Annotated in this window: 20 protein-coding genes; all 20 read left to right on the top strand. The window is 68.5% G+C overall.

The annotated features are described in order from the left end of the window. Positions 1-12 precede the first annotated feature (12 nt). The 20 genes from AC6CHL_RS01300 to AC6CHL_RS01205 all read left to right on the top strand — a co-directional run bounded on the left by AC6CHL_RS01300 (position 13) and on the right by AC6CHL_RS01205 (position 18,791). Positions 13-390 (top strand): response regulator, encoded by a 378-nt coding sequence (locus AC6CHL_RS01300; protein WP_038692225.1) that lies wholly within the window; start codon positions 13-15, stop codon positions 388-390. Further along, the gene (locus AC6CHL_RS01295) at positions 387-1,877 is read left to right on the top strand and encodes a sigma-54 dependent transcriptional regulator (protein WP_141058095.1); all 1,491 of its coding nucleotides are present in this window, start codon (positions 387-389) and stop codon (positions 1,875-1,877) included. The genes AC6CHL_RS01300 and AC6CHL_RS01295 overlap by 4 nt, the downstream gene beginning before the upstream one ends. Positions 1,878-2,036: 159 nt before the next feature. Beyond that, positions 2,037-2,459, top strand: a complete 423-nt coding sequence (locus AC6CHL_RS01290) for a hypothetical protein (protein WP_498292932.1) — start codon at positions 2,037-2,039, stop codon at positions 2,457-2,459. 352 nt (positions 2,460-2,811) lie between these two features. Beyond that, positions 2,812-3,174 (top strand): flagellar hook-basal body complex protein FliE, encoded by a 363-nt coding sequence (fliE, locus tag AC6CHL_RS01285; protein ID WP_498292930.1) that lies wholly within the window; start codon positions 2,812-2,814, stop codon positions 3,172-3,174. Positions 3,175-3,186: 12 nt separating this feature from the next. Continuing rightward, positions 3,187-4,830, top strand: coding sequence for a flagellar basal-body MS-ring/collar protein FliF (gene fliF, locus AC6CHL_RS01280; protein ID WP_498292928.1), 1,644 nt, complete (start codon positions 3,187-3,189; stop codon positions 4,828-4,830). Positions 4,831-4,846: 16 nt separating this feature from the next. Continuing rightward, entirely contained in the window at positions 4,847-5,833 is a 987-nt protein-coding gene (fliG, locus tag AC6CHL_RS01275) for a flagellar motor switch protein FliG (RefSeq protein ID WP_038692227.1), read from the top strand. After that, on the top strand, positions 5,830-6,468 hold the full coding sequence (locus tag AC6CHL_RS01270; RefSeq protein ID WP_038688472.1) for a FliH/SctL family protein: 639 nt from the start codon (positions 5,830-5,832) through the stop codon (positions 6,466-6,468). Before fliG ends, AC6CHL_RS01270 begins: the two co-directional genes overlap by 4 nt. Then, a complete protein-coding gene (locus tag AC6CHL_RS01265) occupies positions 6,465-7,847 on the top strand; it encodes a FliI/YscN family ATPase (protein ID WP_038688474.1) in 1,383 nt (460 codons plus the stop codon). Before AC6CHL_RS01270 ends, AC6CHL_RS01265 begins: the two co-directional genes overlap by 4 nt. Before the next feature lie 3 nt (positions 7,848-7,850). Then, complete coding sequence (gene fliJ / locus AC6CHL_RS01260) at positions 7,851-8,309, top strand: flagellar export protein FliJ (RefSeq protein WP_038688476.1); 459 nt, start codon at positions 7,851-7,853, stop codon at positions 8,307-8,309. After that, on the top strand, positions 8,309-9,457 hold the full coding sequence (locus AC6CHL_RS01255) for a flagellar hook-length control protein FliK (RefSeq protein ID WP_498292926.1): 1,149 nt from the start codon (positions 8,309-8,311) through the stop codon (positions 9,455-9,457). Before fliJ ends, AC6CHL_RS01255 begins: the two co-directional genes overlap by 1 nt. A 299-nt stretch (positions 9,458-9,756) precedes the next feature. Further along, complete coding sequence (locus AC6CHL_RS01250) at positions 9,757-10,290, top strand: flagellar basal body-associated FliL family protein (RefSeq protein WP_181393996.1); 534 nt, start codon at positions 9,757-9,759, stop codon at positions 10,288-10,290. Positions 10,291-10,299: 9 nt separating this feature from the next. Continuing rightward, positions 10,300-11,307 carry a flagellar motor switch protein FliM gene (gene fliM / locus AC6CHL_RS01245; protein WP_038688480.1) on the top strand — a complete coding sequence of 336 codons (1,008 nt, stop codon included), beginning with the start codon at positions 10,300-10,302 and terminating at the stop codon, positions 11,305-11,307. Further along, positions 11,304-11,639 (top strand): flagellar motor switch protein FliN, encoded by a 336-nt coding sequence (gene fliN / locus AC6CHL_RS01240; protein ID WP_038688482.1) that lies wholly within the window; start codon positions 11,304-11,306, stop codon positions 11,637-11,639. Before fliM ends, fliN begins: the two co-directional genes overlap by 4 nt. Then, positions 11,639-12,055, top strand: coding sequence for a flagellar biosynthetic protein FliO (gene fliO / locus AC6CHL_RS01235; RefSeq protein ID WP_038692232.1), 417 nt, complete (start codon positions 11,639-11,641; stop codon positions 12,053-12,055). Before fliN ends, fliO begins: the two co-directional genes overlap by 1 nt. Positions 12,056-12,057: 2 nt before the next feature. Next, positions 12,058-12,843 (top strand): flagellar type III secretion system pore protein FliP, encoded by a 786-nt coding sequence (fliP, locus tag AC6CHL_RS01230; protein ID WP_038688484.1) that lies wholly within the window; start codon positions 12,058-12,060, stop codon positions 12,841-12,843. Position 12,844: 1 nt separating this feature from the next. Then, a complete protein-coding gene (locus AC6CHL_RS01225; RefSeq protein ID WP_038688486.1) occupies positions 12,845-13,114 on the top strand; it encodes a flagellar biosynthetic protein FliQ in 270 nt (89 codons plus the stop codon). 6 nt (positions 13,115-13,120) lie between these two features. Continuing rightward, positions 13,121-13,912: a flagellar biosynthetic protein FliR gene (gene fliR / locus AC6CHL_RS01220; protein WP_498292923.1), complete on the top strand. Its 792-nt coding sequence runs from the start codon at positions 13,121-13,123 to the stop codon at positions 13,910-13,912. 176 nt (positions 13,913-14,088) lie between these two features. After that, the gene (locus tag AC6CHL_RS01215; RefSeq protein ID WP_498292921.1) at positions 14,089-16,233 is read left to right on the top strand and encodes a putative bifunctional diguanylate cyclase/phosphodiesterase; all 2,145 of its coding nucleotides are present in this window, start codon (positions 14,089-14,091) and stop codon (positions 16,231-16,233) included. Positions 16,234-16,302: 69 nt separating this feature from the next. Next, positions 16,303-18,135: an AAA family ATPase gene (locus AC6CHL_RS01210; RefSeq protein WP_498292919.1), complete on the top strand. Its 1,833-nt coding sequence runs from the start codon at positions 16,303-16,305 to the stop codon at positions 18,133-18,135. Further along, the gene (locus AC6CHL_RS01205) at positions 18,132-18,791 is read left to right on the top strand and encodes a 4Fe-4S cluster-binding domain-containing protein (RefSeq protein ID WP_498292917.1); all 660 of its coding nucleotides are present in this window, start codon (positions 18,132-18,134) and stop codon (positions 18,789-18,791) included. Before AC6CHL_RS01210 ends, AC6CHL_RS01205 begins: the two co-directional genes overlap by 4 nt.

Raw genomic sequence — 18,791 nt, 5'->3', positions numbered from 1 at the left:
GAAATGGAAGACATGAACAAGCTCACCGTCCTGCTGGTCGACGACCACGAGGGCTTCATCAACGCCGCCATGCGCCACTTCCGCAAGGTCGACTGGCTGGACGTGATCGGCAGCGCCGCCAACGGCCTGGAAGCCATCGAACGCTCGGAAACGCTGCGCCCGCAAGTGGTGCTGATGGACCTGGCGATGCCCGAAATGGGCGGCCTGCAGGCCACCCGCCTGATCAAGTCGCAGGACGACGCCCCGTACATCGTCATCGCCAGCCACTTCGACGACGTCGAGCACCGCGAGCACGCCCTGCGTGCCGGCGCGGACAACTTCGTCAGCAAGCTGTCCTACATCCAGGAGGTCATGCCGATCCTGGAAGGTCTGAAGGGGAATGGATCATGAGTGAGTCGCGCATCCTGGTACTGGACAGCGACGCGGTGCGTGCCGAGCGCACCGTCGCCCTGCTCGAATTCATGGACTTCAACCCGCGCTGGGTGGCCGACGCGGCCGATTTCGACATCACCCGCCAGCGCTCCACCGACTGGATGGCCGTGATCATCGGCGGCCTGGAAGCCGGCGCGCGCAGCGATGCGCTGTTTGCCTGGGCCGGCCAGGGCGCCCTGCCGCCGCCGGTGATGCTGATCGACGGCGACGCCCCGCGCTTCGCCCAGCAGCATGGCCTGCATGAAGCCAACGTGTGGCCGCTGGAAGCGCCGCTGCGCCACGCGCAGATGGAAGCGCTGCTGCGCCGCGCCAGCCTGAAGCGGCTGGACGCCGAGCACCAGGCCGGTGCCGTGCAGGAACAGGGGCCCACCGGCGAAGGGGCGGCGGTAAGCGCCCTGCGCCAGATGATCGAACAGGTGGCCGCGTTCGACACCACCGTGCTGGTGCTGGGCGAATCGGGCACCGGCAAGGAAGTGGTGTCGCGCTCGATCCACCAGCGCTCGCCGCGCCGTGATGGCCCGTTCGTGGCGATCAACTGCGGGGCGATCCCGGCCGAGCTGCTGGAGAGCGAGTTGTTCGGTCACGAAAAGGGCGCCTTCACCGGTGCGCTGAGCGCCCGCAAGGGCCGCTTCGAGATGGCCGAGGGCGGCACCCTGCTGCTGGATGAAATCGGCGACATGAGCCTGCCGATGCAGGTCAAGCTGCTGCGCGTGCTGCAGGAGCGCAGCTTCGAGCGCGTGGGTGGCAACCAGACGATCCGCTGCAACGTGCGCGTGATTGCCGCTACCCACCGCGACCTGGAATCGCGCATTGCCGACGGCAAGTTCCGCGAAGATCTGTTCTACCGGCTCAACGTGTTCCCGATCGACGTGCCGGCGCTGCGCGAGCGCAGCGAAGACCTGCCGGCGCTGGTGACCACCATTGCCGCGCAGCTGGCGCGCACCGGTCGCGGCGAAGTGCGCTTCAGCGCCGAAGCCCTGCAGGCGCTGGCCAGCTACGAGTGGCCCGGCAACGTGCGCGAACTGACCAACCTGGTCGAGCGCCTTGCCGTGCTGCACCCCGGCGGCACCGTGCGCGTGCAGGATTTGCCGGCGCGCTATCGCGGTGATTTCAGCGCCAGCGTACCGGCGCCCGTGGTGGCCCCGGCGCCGGTGGCCGACGAGCGTCTGGACCTGCGCAGCTTTTCCTTCCACGTACCGACGCCGGGCAATGGTGCCGCCGCGGACGCGGGCCCGGCCGCCCGCGCCCCGGCCCTGCCCGACGCCGGCCTGGACCTGCGCAACCACATGGCCAACATCGAGTTGAACCTGATCAACGAAGCACTGGAACGCACCCAGGGCGTAGTCGCCCACGCCGCCCAGCTGCTTGGCCTGCGCCGCACCACGCTGGTGGAAAAGCTGCGCAAGTACGGGATCGAGCGCGACCAGGCCGAACTGGCCGGCTGAGCCGACCGCACGTTGGAATGACGCAGAAGCCCGGGCCTGTCCCGGGCTTTGTCGTTGTGGCGTTCGCGGCAACGGCCGGCAGACAGATTGCAACGTTTCCTACAGACACGCGCCATGCACTGACTAGCATCAAAGGCACATCCCCGTGGAGGTCTTCCGATGCGCCTGTTCCCCGTGCTGCTCTTCCTGGCCCTGCTGCCCACCACCTCCCTGGCCACCCCGGCCTGCACCTTGCCGGCCACGCTCGACGCGCGACAGTTCATCAATATCAGCGATCCGCTCTATCGCCCCGACAACCCCAACGCCGGGCGGATGGTGCAGGTGAATTTCGCGGCCAACCAATACGTGCTCGACATCCTTGGCACCCCGGTGCGCGTGCAGGGTAGCTACCGCTACCAGCGCCATGCCCCGCACCTCGGTGAAATCCGGATGCGCGAAGCCTTCCCGGGCGGCACCGCCGCCTACACCCTGCTGCTCACCTGCCTGACCGACAGCGAGGGCATGTTCGTCTTTACCCAGCACACCGGCCCGATCGCCCCGGCCCGCCGCCAGAACAGCGGCCGCTGGACGCTGACGCCCTAGAAGAGCAGCCACAGAAGAGCAGCCACAGAAGAGCAGCCACCCAAGGGGTGGCTCTACCCCCGATACCGTCCCATGGGTGGCCGCACAGCCGGCACACCGCCTGGTAGAGCCACCCCATGGGTGGCTGCACGACACCCCGCCGGTTTTCCGACGCCGGCGCCCCGACACGCGCGCCGCGTCAAAGCGCCGCAGCAACATTCCGTCGCGCAACGCGACCGGCCGCCCCACCCGCCCTCGCCGCGTGAAGGCGCAAGCCCTTGTGCCACCAACAAAACTGAACCGGTAAACGGTTTCGGCACGCCACTTGCAACGTATTCACCCGAAACCCCATCCCAGCTTCGGAACGTTCCAGATGTCGCACTCCGTCACCTCCGTCCTTTCCCAGATCCGCTCCTTCCAGACCCAGATGGGGCAGTCCGCCGTCAGCCCGCTGACGGAGGCGCCGAAGAGCAATGCCATCCAGGGCCTTGTCTCCCCCCAGGAAGTGCAGGGTCCGAGCTTCACCGAAACCCTGCGCGGCGCCATTGCCGGCGTCAACGATGCCCAGCAGAAGTCCGGCGCATTGGCCAAGGCCTTCGAACTGGGTGAACCCGGTGCCGACCTTGCCAAGGTAATGGTCGCCTCGCAGCAGTCCCAGATCGCCTTCCGCGCCACCGTGGAAGTCCGTAACCGTCTCGTCCAGGCTTACCAGGACGTGATGAACATGCCGCTGTAAGGATAGAAACGCATGGCCCTGTCGCTCTCCAAAGAATCGCTGAACACCGAAAAGGCTGGGCAGTGGTTCGACCGGCTGCAAAGCCTGCAGATCACCCGTCGGCTCGGACTGATGGCGATGATCGCCGTGGCCGTGGCGGCAGGTCTGTTCGTGTTCTTCTGGTCGCAGAAGCCGGGCATGGTGCCGCTGTACACCGGCCTGGACCAGAAGGCCACCGCCGAAGCCACCGACCTGCTGCGCACCGCGCAGATTCCGTTCGAACTGGACCCGGCCACCGGTGGCATCACCGTGCCGGAAAAGAACCTGCACGACGCCCGCCTGAAGCTGGCCGGCTCGGGCCTGACCGACAGCGGCCGGCTCGGCTTCGAGCTGATGGAGCGTGATCCGGGCTTCGGCGTCAGCCAGTTCATGGAAAACGCCCGCTACCAGCATTCGCTGGAAACCGAGCTGTCGCGCACCATCAACACGCTGCGCCCGGTGCGCGATTCGCGCGTGCACCTGGCCATTCCCAAGCCCAGTGCCTTCACCCGCCAGCGTGACGTGGCCAGTGCCTCGGTGGTGCTGGAACTGCGCGGTGGCCAGCAGCTGGAACGCGGCCAGATCGATGCCATCGTGCACATGGTGGCCGCCAGCATTCCCGACCTGGCTCCCGAGCGCGTGACCGTGGTGGACCAGAGCGGGCGCATGCTGAGCGTGTCCGATCCCAACAGCGATGCGGCGATGAACGCCGCGCAGTTCGAACAGGTGCGCCGCCAGGAAACTTCGTTCAACCAGCGCATCCGCGAACTGCTGGAACCGATGACCGGCCCGGGCCGGGTCAATCCGGAAACCAGCGTGGACATGGACTTCTCGGTCATCGAGGAAGCCCGTGAGCTGTACAACGGCGAGCCGCAGAAGCTGCGCAGCGAACAGATGAGCGAGAACAGCAGCAACGTGCCCGGCCCGCAGGGCGTGCCCGGTGCGGCCAGCAACACCCCGCCCGGCCCGGCCGCCGCGCCGGCCACCGCCGCCGCCCCGACCGAAACCTCGAAAAACGCCACCCGCAACTACGAGCTGGACCGCACCCTGCAGCACACCCGCCAGCCGGCGGGCCGCATCAAGCGGGTGTCGGTGGCGGTGCTGGTGGACAACGTGCCGCGTGCCGGCGCCAACGGCAAGACCACCGAGCAGGCGCTGTCGGCGGCCGAACTCACCCGCGTCGAAGCCCTGGTCAAGCAGGCGGTCGGCTTCGATGCCGAACGTGGCGATACGGTGTCGGTGATGAATGCCCCGTTCGTGCGTGAAGTCACCCCGGTCGAAGGGCCCAAGTGGTGGGAGCTGCCGCAGGTGCAGGACGCATTGCGTCTGCTGCTCGGCGCGATCGTGGTGCTGGCCCTGGTGTTCGGTGTGCTGCGCCCGGCGCTGCGCTCGATCACCGGCCAGACCAAGAAAGACAGCGATGAGGCACTGGAACCGCACAGTGCCGATGTACAGCTGGTCGACGATGGCGAAGGCCTGCCCACGCTGGGCAGCGAACGCCTGAACGCGGCCGGACATGAAACCCTGGCACTGCCGGTGGACTCCTACGAGGAACGACTGCGCATGGCGCGTGAAGCTGTAAAGACCGATTCCAAGCGCGTGGCCCAGGTGGTCAAGGGCTGGGTGGCCAATGACTGACGCCACCACTGCGCCGCTGAGCGGCGTACAACGCGCCGCCGTGCTGCTGCTGTCGCTGGGTGAACTGGACGCGGCTGAAGTGCTGCGCCACATGGAGCCCAAGGAGGTGCAGAAGATCGGCATCGCCATGGCCACCATGACCGACATCACCCGTGCCCAGGTGGAAGGGGTGATGGACCAGTTCAGTTCCGAACTGGGCTCCAAGACCTCGCTGGGCGTGGGCTCGGACGACTACATCCGCAACATGCTGGTGCAGGCGCTGGGCAGCGAGAAGGCCGGCAACCTGATCGACCGCATCCTGCTCGGCCGCAACACCACCGGCCTGGACGCGCTGAAGTGGATGGACCCGCGTGCGGTGGCCGACCTGGTCCGCAACGAGCATCCGCAGATCATCGCCATCGTGATGGCCCACCTGGAAACCGACCAGGCCGCCGACGCGCTCAAGCTGCTGCCCGAACGTACCCGGGTGGACGTGCTGCTGCGCATCGCCACCCTGGACGGCATTCCGCCAAACGCGCTGAACGAGCTCAACGAAATCATGGAGCGCCAGTTCGCCGGCAACCAGAACCTGAAGTCGTCCAACATCGGCGGCGTGCAGTGCGCGGCCAACATCCTGAACTTCATGGACAGCGGCCAGGACCAGGCGATCCTGGGCGAGATCGCCCGCATCGACGCCCCGCTGAGCGGGCGCATCCAGGACCTGATGTTCGTGTTCGACGACCTGGTGGACCTGGACGACCGCGAACTGCAGCTGGTGCTGCGCGAAGTCAGCGGCGAGCGCCTGGGCCTGGCCCTGCGCGGCGCCGACATCAAGGTGCGCGACAAGATCACCCGCAACATGTCCCAGCGCGCCGCCGAGATCCTGCTCGAAGACATGGAAGCACGCGGTCCGGTGCGCCTGTCCGACGTGGAAGTGGCGCAGCGCGAGATCCTGGCCATCGTCAAGCGCATGGCCGATGAAGGCACCGTCACCATTGGCGGCAACGCGGAGGCGATGCTGTGAACAACGCCGTGCGCTGGCTTGCCCCGGACCTGCTGGCGGTGCCCGAACCGGCACCGGTGGAGGAGAGTTTCGAGCTCACCGAACCGGATCCGGAGCACGAACCGGAACCGCTGCTGCAGCTGCCCACGCTGGAGGAAATCCAGCAGATCCAGGACGCCGCCGAAAAAGACGGCTTCGACCGCGGCCATGCCGACGGCCAGGCCCAGGGCCAGGCTGAGGTGCGCCGTCTGGTCGCGCAGATCGAAGGCATCCTGGACAACTTCAGCCGGCCGCTGGTGCGGCTGGAGAATGAAGTGGTGGCCGCGCTGGGCGAACTGGCCGTCCGTATCGCCGGCACCCTGGTCGGCCGTGCCTACCAGGCCGACCCGGCGCTGCTCGCGCAGCTGGTGGGCGAGGCCGTCGACGCGGTCGGCGGTGCCAACCGCGAGGTTGAAGTGCGCCTGCACCCTGACGACATCGCCGCGCTCACCCCGCTGCTGCAGCTGTCACCCACCCAGCGCCTCACCCCCGACGTCAGCCTGAGCCGCGGCGACCTGCGCGTGCACGCCGAAGCGGTGCGCATCGACGGCACCCTGGAAGCCCGCCTGCGTGGCGCGCTGGATGCGGTGCTGCGCAAATCCGGAGCCAGTGCATGAACACCGAACCCCTGCCCGTCCCGGCCGCCGAGTGGGCGCCCGCGCGCAACCTGCGCCTGGCCGCGCGCCTGGACAGCATCCAGCCCGACGGCAACCACGGCCGCGGCCTGATCCGCGAAGGCGTGCTGCGCCGTGCGGTCGGGCTTACATTGGAAGCGGTCGGCTGCGAATCGCCGATGGGCGCCAGCTGCAAGGTGGAAGTCGCCGACGGCGGCTGGGTGGATGCCGAAGTGGTCGGCTTTGCCGGCGAGCGCACCTACCTGATGCCCAGCGCAGAACTGCATGGCCTGCTGCCCAACGCGCGGGTGGTGCCGGTCCTGGGCCGCGGCGGCGTGGAAGTGGGCGAAGGCCTGCTCGGCCGGGTCATCGACAGCGATGGCGTGCCGCTGGACGGCAAAGGCCCGATCCGCGCCGAAGGCACCGTGAGCATGGCCGGGGTGTCGATCAACCCGCTTGCCCGCGAGCCGATCACCCAGCCGCTGGACGTGGGCGTGCGCGCGATCAACGCGCTGCTGCCGATCGGCCGTGGCCAGCGTGTCGGCCTGTTTGCCGGTTCGGGCGTGGGTAAATCCACCCTGCTCGGCATGATGACCCGCTACACCGCCGCCGACGTGATCGTGGTGGGCCTGATCGGTGAACGTGGCCGCGAAGTGCGCGATTTCGTTGAAAGCACCCTCGGCGAAGAAGGCCTGCGCCGCGCCGTGGTAGTGGCCAGCCCGGCCGACCGCCCGCCGCTGGCGCGCCTGCACGGCGCCTACCGCGCCACCGCCATTGCCGAATGGTTCCGCGACCAGGGCCTGAACGTACTGCTGCTGATGGACTCGCTGACCCGCTTCGCGCAGGCCCAGCGTGAGATCGGCCTGTCGGTGGGCGAGCCGCCCACTACCCGCGGCTACCCGCCGTCGGTGTTTGCCAAGCTGCCGGCCCTGGTGGAACGCGCCGGCAACGGCGCCAAGGGCCGGGGTTCGATCACCGCCTTTTACACCGTGCTGACCGAAGGCGACGATCCGCAGGATCCGATCGCCGACGCCGCCCGCGCGATTCTCGACGGCCATATCCTGCTGTCGCGCCGGGTGGCCGACAGCGGCCTGTACCCGGCCATCGACGTGGAATCGTCGGTCAGCCGCGTGGTCACAGAAATTGCCGACGAACCCTGGCGCCTGCGCATCCGCAAGCTCAAGCGCCTGGTCTCGGCGTACTCGTCCAACCGCGACCTGATCGCGATCGGCGCCTACCAGCGCGGTAACGATCCGGCCACCGACGAAGCGCTGGAGCGCTGGTCGGACATCGCCGAATTCCTCGGCCAGGACGTCGGCAAGGCCGCCGACCTGCCGCACAGCCAGGCCGCACTCAAGCGCCTGGTGGAACCTGAGAGCTAAGCCATGATCCAGTCCAAGCGTTTCGATCCCCTGCTCAAGCGGGCCCAGGACCACGAAGACGAGGTTGCCCGTGACCTGGCCGAACGCCAGCGCACGCTCGACACTCATCTGTCGCGCCTGGACGAGCTGCGCCGTTACGCCGACGAGTACGCCAACGCGCAGATGGCGGCCACCAGCCCGGCCCAGCTGCTCAACCGGCGCGCGTTCCTGGACCGCCTCGACAGTGCCGTGGCGCAGCAGCGCCAGACCGTGGACCACAACCGGGAAAAGGTCGAAGCCGAACGCGCCCGCCTGATCCTGGCCAGCCGCGACAAGGCGGTACTGGAACAGCTGGCCGCCAGCTACCGCGCACAGGAGAAGGTGGTCACCGACCGCCGCGACCAGCGCGAGATGGACGACCTCGGCGCACGCCGCAGCCGCCAGGCGCAGCGCGAAGACACCGACACTGGAGGTACGCCGTGATGCCCCCCGCACTTCAGGGCACTGCGTCCACGGGCGCTGCCAAGGCCACCGGTACATCCCCGCGCAGCGACGCGTCGTCCGGCGATACCCGCCGGGACTTTGACGCCCTGCTCAACGGCGACGGCGCCAGCACCGCCAAGGCACCCACGCGCCCCGCCGGCAAGGCCGGCAACGCGGGCACTGCCGACGGGTCGGCCAAACCCGGCACCGAACCGAACACCCCCGCCACTGCCGATGCGCCCAAGCGCCCGGGCAGCGACGCGTCCACCGAGGCCACGGCCGACGCAGGCACTACCGAAGGCACCGCCGCCGCCAAACCGGCGGCCCAGGACAGCGCGGACGACACCGAGCCCGCGCCGTGGCCACCGCTCGGCCTGGCCGGGCTGGCCCTGGCCGGCACCCCGCCGCACCTGCCGCCCGCGCTGCAACCGGCCGCCCCTGCGGCGACCGATGCCGACCCGCTGCTGGCCACTGCCGCCCCGCTGCCCGCCCCGGCGCTGCCGTTGGCGGCCGCCGCGGCAGGTGCCGCTACCGCCAGCGAACCGGCCGCCGCGTTGGTGTTGCCCGCCGATGCCACGGTGGCCGACGACCCGGCACTGCTCAAGGCCGTGACCGACGCCCTGGCCGGCGCCGACAGTGGTGATGCCCCGGCCACCCCACTGCTGCACGCGCTGCACGCGGCCGAGCTGAAGACCAGTGCCGTCACGGCGGCATTCACCGGCAGCCCGACCGCCACCCCGGACGTGGGCGCCGATGACTTCGGCGATGCCATGAGCGCCCGCATCGGCTGGTTGGCCGACCAGAAGATCGGCCATGCAGTGATCCGGGTAACCCCGCATGACCTGGGCCAGATCGAAGTGCGCCTGCAGATTGACGGCGACAAGGTGCACGCCAGCTTCAGCAGCGCCCATGCCGAGGTCCGCCACGCGCTGGAAACCAGCCTGCCCCGCCTGCGCGAGATGCTCGGCGAGCAGGGCTTCCAGCTCGGCAACGCCGATGTGGGCCAGCAGCACACCGCGCAGGGCGGCCAGGACGGCAACGGGCAGCCCGGCGCGACCGGCGGCGACGGCGAACCGACGCTGGCCGACATCACCGTTTCGCCGGCACAGTTGATGCGCCAGCGCGGGTTGGTTGACGCGTACGCGTAGGCAGCCCCTGTAAATGCCGGCCACGGGCCGGTTTACGCACTGCACGCAGGGGGCTTTCCTCCTCGTCAAACACTCCACGCACCCGGTAGTGCCGGCCGCTGGCCGGCTCCTCAGGAAATCACGGGTATACGTGGAGCCGGCCAGCGGCCGGCACTACCTGGGGATCACGGGTATGCGTGGAGCCGGCCAGCGGCCGTCACCGCGCGCCAGCGCGTTGCCGCCCGCCCCCGCCAGAAACCCGACGCCGGTCTGCCCCGGCATTCAGGCACGGCCTTTGCATGTAGCCAGGAAGCAATCCAATGGAGCTTCCCCTCGTGGCCGCAGCCGCCGACAAAACCAAGAAATCCGCCGACAAGGACAAGGCTGCCAAGCCGCGTAGTCCGTTGTTGATCACCGCCCTGGTGGCCGTGCTCGCCGCTGGCGCCGCCGGTGGCGGTGCGTGGTACTTCGCCACGTCGTCCCAGCACGACAGCAAGGCAGCCAAGCCGGCCGCCAGCAAGGCCATGCCCGCACCGGCGCAGTACTTCGGGCTGGAGCCGCCGTTCGTGGTCAACCTCAACAGCAGCTTCGACGGCCCGCGCTACCTGCAGGTGGAAGTCCAGCTGATGACCCGCGACCCGGCCGCGCTGGAGGCGATCAAGCTGCACGCCCCGGCCATCCGCGCCAAGCTGCTGATGCTGTTCTCGCAGGTCGAGCCCACCCAGATCGCCGACCGCGCCGGCAAGGAACGCCTGCAGGCCGACTCGCTGGCCGAAGTGCAGAAGCTGCTCAAGGCCGAAACCGGCTCCAAGGGCGCCGACGAACTGCTGTTCACCAGCTTCGTCACCCAGTAAGGGCACACCATGAATGACCTGCTTTCCCAGGACGAGATCGATGCGCTGTTGCACGGCGTGGATTCGGGTGCGGTCGAAACCGATGTGGACGCGGCAACGCCCGGCGAAGCCCGCAGCTACGACTTTGCCAGCCAGGACCGCATCATCCGTGGGCGCATGCCGACCCTGGAGATGGTCAACGAGCGCTTCGCGCGCCTGTGGCGGATCGGCTTGTTCAACCTGATCCGTCGCTCGGCCGAGCTGTCGGTGCGCGGCATCGAGCTGATCAAGTTCAACGACTACATGCACTCGCTGTACGTGCCCACCAACCTCAACCTGATCCGCTTCAAGCCGCTGCGCGGTACCGGGCTGATCGTGTTCGAGCCGACGCTGGTGTTCGCGATCGTGGACAACTTCTTCGGCGGTGACGGGCGCTACCCCACCCGCATCGAAGGCCGCGAGTTCACCGCCACCGAAATGCGCGTGATCCACCTGCTGCTCAAGCAGACCTTCGCCGACCTGCAGGAAGCGTGGGCCCCGGTGATGGACGTGGAGCTGGAGTACATCAACTCCGAGATCAACCCGCACTTCGCCAACATCGTGACCCCGCGCGAGTACGTGGTGGTCTGCCGCCTGCACGTCGAACTCGATGGCGGTGGCGGTGACATCCACGTCACCCTGCCCTACTCGATGCTCGAACCGATCCGCGAACTGCTCGATGCCGGCATCCAGAGCGACCGCAACGACCGCGATGCCAGCTGGGGCGTGATGCTGCGCGAACAGCTCAACATCGCCGAAGTGACCCTGTCCAGCGTACTGGCCAGCAAGCGCATGACGCTGCGCGAACTGACCGGGCTGAAGGTCGGCGACATCCTGCCGATCGACCTGCAGCCGCAGGTGCCGGTGTGCGTGGAGAACATTCCGGTGTTCACCGGCGAGTTCGGCGTCGCCAATGGCAGCAACGCAGTGAAGATCATCGCCACCCATCCCCCGGGCACCCGCCCACGCGTTCCCGTTATCCAGGAAGACCCGCAATGAACGATATCGAAACCAACGAACCGGCACCGGCACAGTTCACCACGCTGCAGTCCGATGACAGCCTGGGGCCCGAACTGAACCTGGATGTCATCCTCGATGTGCCGGTGACGCTGTCGCTGGAAGTGGGCCGCGCGCGCCTGCCGATCCGCAACCTGCTGCAGCTCAACCAGGGCTCGGTGGTGGAACTGGAACGCGGTGCCGGCGAATCGCTGGACGTGTTCGTCAACGGCACGCTGATCGCGCATGGCGAAGTGGTGGTCATCAACGATCGTTTCGGCGTGCGCCTGACCGACGTGGTCAGCCCCAGCGAACGGATCCGGAGACTGCGTTGATCGCATCGCTGCTCATCGCCGCCGGTACCCCGGCGGCCAAGGTCGGCCAGCACGCGGCCGCCGCACCGAGCATGTTCGGTGCGGTGCTGGCGCTGCTGGCGGTGCTGGCGCTGATCATCGGCCTGGGCTGGCTGCTCAAGCGCATGCCCGGCAGCGGCTTCCGCCCGGCCGAAGGCATGCGCGTGGTGGCCAGCCTCAACGTGGGCGCCAAGGAGCGCGTGGTGGTGGTGGAGGTCAACGGTGAGCAGCTGCTGCTGGGCGTCACCGCCGGCGGCATCAACACCCTGCACCACCTGCCCGAACCGCTGCCGACGCCGGCCCCGGCGCGCCTGCCGGACCTGAAGAACCTCCCGACGCTCAAGAACCTCCCGAATTTCGCCCAGCTGCTGCAACAGCGGCTGCGCAAGGAACCCTGATCATGCGTGGCCCGAACGCCTCCTGGACCCGTTACCTGCCGTTGCTGCTGCTCCTGCTGTTGTGTGCGCTGCCGGCGCTGGCGATGGCCGCCCCCGGCCTGCCTGGCACCCCGGCGCTGCCGGACGTGAATGTCGGCAAGATCGGCGGCCAGCCGGTCAGCCTGCCGCTGCAGACCCTGCTGCTGATGACCGCGATCACCCTGATCCCGTCGATGCTGCTGGTGCTGACCGCCTTCACCCGCATCATCATCGTGCTGGGCCTGCTGCGCCAGGCGCTGGGCACCGGCCAGACCCCGTCCAACCAGGTGCTGCTGGGCCTTGCCCTGTTCCTCACCGCGATGGTGATGCTGCCGGTGTGGCAGAAGGCCTGGGGCAGCGGCATGGCGCCCTACCTCAACGGCGAGATCGACTTCCAGACCGCCTGGACGCTCACCACCCAGCCGCTGCGCGCCTTCATGCTGGCGCAGATCCGCGAAACCGACCTGATGACCTTCGCCGGCATGGCCGGGCACGGCACCTATTCCGGTCCGGATGCGATTCCGTTCCCGGTGCTGGTGGCCTCGTTCGTCACCAGCGAACTGAAGACCGCCTTCGAAATCGGCTTCCTGATCTTCATCCCGTTCGTGATCATCGACCTGGTCGTGGCCAGCGTGCTGATGTCGATGGGCATGATGATGCTGTCGCCGATGCTGGTGTCGGCACCGTTCAAGATCCTGCTGTTCGTGCTGGTCGACGGCTGGGTCCTGGTGGTCGGCACCCTGGCCGCCAGCTTCAACGCGGTGCAGTGACATGACGCCCGAACTTGCGTTGACCGAACTGCGTGGCGGCCTGATCGTGGTGCTGTGGGTGGCCGGCCCGCTGCTGCTCACCGTGCTGATCGTCGGCGTGGTGGTGGGCGTGGTGCAGGCCGCCACCCAGCTCAACGAGCCCACCATCGCCTTCGTGGCCAAGGCCGCGGCGCTCACCGCGGTGCTGTTCGCGCTGGGCAGCCTGCTGATCGGCCAGCTGGTGGAGTACACCACGCTGCTGTTCCAGCGCATCCCGCACCTGATCGGGTAGCAGGCCATGGATTCCGCCACCCAGATGGCTGCCGACGGCCTGCAGGCCTTCGGCATGATCGGCACCATCCTGTGGACCATGCTGCGCATCGGCGCCATGCTGATGGCGATGCCCTTGATCGGCACCCGCGCGGTGCCGTCGCGGGTGCGGGTGGTGCTGGCCGGTGCGCTGGCCGTGGCGCTGTCGCCGCTGCTGCCGCCGGTGCCCCAGTGGACCGGGTTCGACGCCGCCACTGTGTTGAGCATCGCCCGCGAGCTGGCTATCGGCGTCTCGATCGGCTTCCTGCTGCGGCTGGTGTTCGAAGCCGGCGCCATGGCTGGCGAGCTGGTCGCCCAAGGCACGGGCCTGGCCTTTGCACAGATGAGCGACCCGCTGCGCGGCGGCAGTTCCGGCGTCATCGGCCAGTGGTTCTACCTGCTGTTCGGCCTGCTGTTCTTCAGCACCAACGGCCACCTGGCCTTGATCTCGCTGCTGATGGACAGCTACAAGGCGGTCCCGATCGGCGCCGCGCTGCCCAACATCGACACCTTCCTCAGCGCCGCACCCACCTTTGCCCTGCAGGTGTTCCACGGTGCGCTCGGTCTGGCGCTGCCGCTCACCGTGGCGATGCTGGCGATCAACCTGGCCTTCGGCGTGCTGGCCCGTGCCGCGCCCGCGTTGAATCCCATCCAGCTGGGCCTGCCGGTGGCGCTGCTGCTGGGCCTGTTCCTGCTGACCGTCCTGGCCGGCGAAATGGGGCCGCCCGTGCAACGCCTGTTCGATGCCGCCTTCCAGGCCGCCGATGGCGTGACCCGCTGATTCACCCCGCCCTCACGAAAAAGTGTGCGCGGACACTTGCTATCCCCCCCATCGTTGGCGGTAGGCTGTAGTCACCGCCCGCAGTCCGGGGCCGGGAGCCGCACACGCCGGGGAAAGGCACGTGCGGCCTGCATGCCCAACGCCATTGCAGATGCGCGGACCAAGGAGAGTCATCGATGCTCGACGGCAGCTACACACCGTGGTTGGTCGTGGTTTCGCTGCTGGTCGCCATGCTCGCGTCGTTCACCGCGCTGGACATGGCCAATCGGATCACCACCGCGCCCAGCGCGCGGTTGAGCACCTTGTGGCTGTTCGGCGGTGGCTGCGCGATGGGGCTGGGCATCTGGTCGATGCACTTCATCGGCATGCTCGCCTTCCGCCTGCCCATTCCATTGGGCTACGACCTGGGCTGGACCGCGGTGTCGCTGCTGGCAGCGATGGCCTCCTCGATCTTCGCTTTGTGGCTGGTGTCGCGCCCCACCCTGCCGCACTCGCGGCTGGCGCTGGGCGCCCTGCTGATGGGCAGCGGCATCGCCTCGATGCACTACCTGGGCATGGCGGCGATGCGCATGCAGCCCGGCATCGATTACCACCCCGGCTGGGTCACCGCGTCGCTGCTGATCGCACTGGCGGCCTCGTGGACCGCGCTGTTCGTTGCCTTCCGGCTGCGCCACAGCCAGCGCCGCATGCGCCACCGGCTGATGCCGGCCGTGCTGCTGGGCAGCGCCATCGTCGGCATGCACTACACCGGCATGGCCGCCGCACGCTTCCCGGCCGACAGCATCTGCGGCGCGGCCGCCGGCGATGGCCTGCAGGCGCAGTGGCTGGCCGCACTGGTGCTGGTGCTCACCACGGCGATCCTGGCCGTGGTGCTGATCGTGTCCTGGCTGGACCAGCGCATGCAGGCGCAGCTGCTGCGGCTGCGCAACGACACGCTGCGCAGTTCTCTGGACGTCGCCCAGGCCGAACTCACCCAGGCCGCCCTGCATGATCCCCTGACCCGCCTGCCGAACCGGCTGCTGCTGCAACAACGCATCGAGCAGGCCCTGGCCGAGGCCGAGCAGCGCGGCAGCCGCTTCGCGGTGATGTTCATGGACCTGGACGGGTTCAAGCAGGTCAACGACGCCTACGGCCACCAGACCGGCGACGCGCTGCTGGTGGCCGTGGCCGAGCGCACCCGCCAGCTGCTGCGCCCTTCGGACGTGCTGGCACGGCTGGGCGGCGACGAATTCGTGCTGGTGGTGCGGATCGACAACGACGAGGACATCGCCACGCTGGCCAGCCGCATCCTGCAGGCGGTCGGCGGCGGCCCGCTGCTGCCCGACCACGAACTGCAGGTCACCGCCAGCATCGGCATCGCGATCTGCCCGGACCACGCCGCCAGCGAGCGCCAGTTGATGGGCTTTGCCGACGCAGCGATGTACCAGGCCAAGGAAGCCGGCCGCAACGCCTATGCGGTGTTCTCCGACTGGATGAACGACAGCGCCGAGCAGCAGTTCCAGCTGCTGGCCGACCTGCGCCGGGCGATCGGCACCGACCAGCTGTTCCTGCACTACCAGCCCAAGATCCGGGTGGCCGGCCAGGGCGTCAGTGGCGCCGAGGCCTTGATCCGCTGGCGCCACCCGCAGCAGGGCCTGATTCCGCCGGACCGGTTCATCCGGCTGGCCGAGCGCAGCGGCGTCATCAACGAGATCGGGCGCTGGGCGCTGGGCGAGGCCTGCCGCCAGCTGCGCCAGTGGCAAGACGCCGGTCACGAAAGCTGGACGGTGTCGGTGAACCTGTCGCCGATCCAGTTCAGCTCGCCGCACCTGCTGGAGGAGGTGCGCGACGCGCTTCGTACCCATCGGCTGGAGCCGCGGCGGCTGGTGCTGGAGATCACCGAAAGCACCGTCATGCGCGACACCGAGGCCAGCCTCACCCTGTTGCAGGGCATGGCCAGCCTGGGCGTGGGCATTTCCATCGACGACTTCGGCACCGGCTATTCGAGCCTGTTGTATCTCAAGCGCCTGCCCGCCACCGAGATCAAGATCGACCACGCCTTCGTGCGCGACCTGGAGACCAGCTCGGAAGACGTGGTGATCGTCTCGGCGATCGTCGCGCTGGGCCACGCGCTGGACATGGACATCGTGGCCGAAGGCGTGGAAACCACCGGCCAGCGTGCGTACCTGGAGCGGCTGGGCTGCGACTACCTGCAGGGCTACCTGCTGGGGCGCCCGGTGGACCCGGAACGCTTCATGCAGCTGCACGACCACCCGCGTCCACGGGTGGAGATGGCCGCCGGATGGAAGGCGCAGGCACGGCCGGGCGCGGCGGCGGGCTAGCGGCACGCGCTGGAAATTGACGGCTGCGCGCAATACCCTGCCCGTACCATGGGAACAGCAGGCAGCAGGATGTCAGGGAAGAATGTGTTTGAAGGTCCGCGCTGGCAGCGCGATCTTGTTCGTTTCCTTCCCTTGAAGAGCCAGTTCGTGCTCTCCGGGAACATCCGCGACCTGCAGGCAGCCGAAGTGGCGCCGGGCACGGTAACCGCGCAGAGCTTCAACCAGACCCTGTGCAACACCCTGCTCGATCAAGGCTACGCGCAGGTGCTGGGCTGGGACCCGTTGGCCGGTTTCCGCGCCCTGGAACGCCCCGGCACCGATCCCGCCAGCGGCATCGCCCTGCTGCAATCGCTGGGACTGACCCCGGTGGACGGGGCCGCGCCTGCCGGTATCGACCTGCTCAGTGCCACGCTCCAACGGCTGGTCGTCCGCCAGGGCGAGCCGGTGGCATTGATCATCGATTTCGCCTCGCGCCTGGCGGTGCGCAGCGACGCCCTCAGCGCGGCCGAACACCAGCTGTTCACCCAAGCCCTGGTGCTCTCCCACCAGGCACGCAGCCGACCGGGCGGCGTGCAGCGCAAGCCGTTCTTCAACACGGTGCTCTGGGTGGTGGAGAAGGAAGGTGACCTGCCCGACTGGCTGCTGGTCGGCAACCCGCGCATCCGCCACGTTCCGGTGGCCAAGCCGGACCAGCTCACCCGGCGCGCACTGGCCCCGGCCCTGCTCAAGGGACTGGCCGGTGCCCAGGACGCCAGCGCCGAGGCTACCGCGCAGGCGGTGGACGCCTTCGTGCAGAGCACCGAGGGGCTGCTGTTGCTGGACCTCAGTGCCATCGCCCAGCTGGCCCGGGTCGAAGGCGTGGCCGTGGACCAGATCGGCGACGCCGTGCGCCGCTACAAGGTCGGCGTCACCGAAGACCCCTGGCTGCGCATCGACCGGCAGCGCATCCGCCTGGGCGATGCGTTGGTCCACCAGCGGGTCAAGGGCCAGCACCATGCGGTGACCCACATGCTGGACATCGTCAAGCGCGCCATGACCGGCGTGGGTGCAAGCCGCAAGGGCAACCGGCCGCGCGGCGTGGCATTCCTGGCCGGCCCGACCGGCGTGGGCAAGACCGAGCTGGCCAAAACCGTCACCAGCCTGCTGTTCGGCGACGAAAGCGCCTACATCCGGTTCGACATGTCCGAGTTCAGCGCCGAGCATGCCGACCAGCGGCTGATCGGCGCCCCGCCCGGCTACGTCGGCTACGACGTGGGCGGCGAACTGACCAACGCCATCCGCGAGAAACCGTTCAGCGTGGTCCTGTTCGATGAGATCGAGAAGGCCCATCCGCGCATCCTCGACAAGTTCCTGCAGATCCTCGACGACGGCGTACTCACCTCCGGGCGTGGCGACCGCGTGTATTTCTCCGAAGCGCTGATCGTGTTCACCTCCAACCTGGGCATCTACCGCCAGGGCGAGCATGGCGAGCGCGTGGCGAACGTGTTGCCCGGCGAGCCCTTCGAGCAGGTGCAGAGCAAGGTGCACGACGAAATCGACCGGCACTTCAAGCTGGTCCTGAACCGGCCGGAGATCCTCAACCGGATCGGCGAGAACATCATCGTGTTCGATTTCATCCGCGAGGAGGTCGCCGTGCAGATCTTCGACCAGATGGTCGACGCAACCCTGGCCGACCTGCAGGCCCAGCAGTTGCACGTGACCCTGGCCGCGCCGGCCCGCGATGCGTTGCGGTCGCTCTGCCTGAAGGACCTGTCCAACGGCGGGCGCGGCATCCGCAACCAGCTCGAGGCGCACCTGCTCAACCCGCTGGCGCGTGCCCTGTTCGACCAGGACGCGCAGCCCGGCCAGCAGTTCACCATCGTTGCGCTGGATGCCAACGTCCTCGACCTGGCGCGCGGTTGAACCGTCCACTGCAGCTGTCACGCGTGCATTTCCCGGTGACCACGCTGGGGCCGGGGCAGCGCCTGGGCATCTGGTTCCAGGGCTGCAGCATCCGCTGCAGCGGCTGCATTTCGGCCGACACCTGGGGGCCGGGGCGCACGGTCGTCGACGTGGCCACGCTGCTCGAGCAGGTGGCGCCGTGGCTGCACCAAGCCGACGGCATCACGATTTCCGGCGGCGAGCCGTTCGACCAGTTCGACGCGCTGCTGCAGATGCTGGTGGGGCTGCGCCAACGCACCGCCGCGGACATCCTGGTGTACAGCGGGCACCCGCTGGAAACGCTGCAGCCCATGCTCGACCAGGCGCGCGACCTGATCGACGCGGTGATCAGCGACCCCTACCTTGAACATGCAGCCCAGTCGCTGGCGCTGCGTGGCAGCGACAACCAGCGCCTCACCCTGCTCACCGCGCTCGGTCGGTCGCGCCTGGCCGGCCTGGAGCGCACCAGCACACCGGCCGACAAGGCACTTGACCTGATGTTCGACGCCACCGGCACCGTCTGGATGGCCGGCATCCCCCGCCGCGGCGACCTGCTGCGCCTGCGCGAGCTGCTGCGCGCGCAGGGCCACCAGGTGCAGACCAGCGCACACACTTCATCGCGTCGTCCAGCCGAGTAA

It is taken from the genome of Stenotrophomonas sp. GQ19, assembly GCF_059758695.1.
This window is presented reverse-complemented; position numbering and strand designations above follow the sequence as displayed.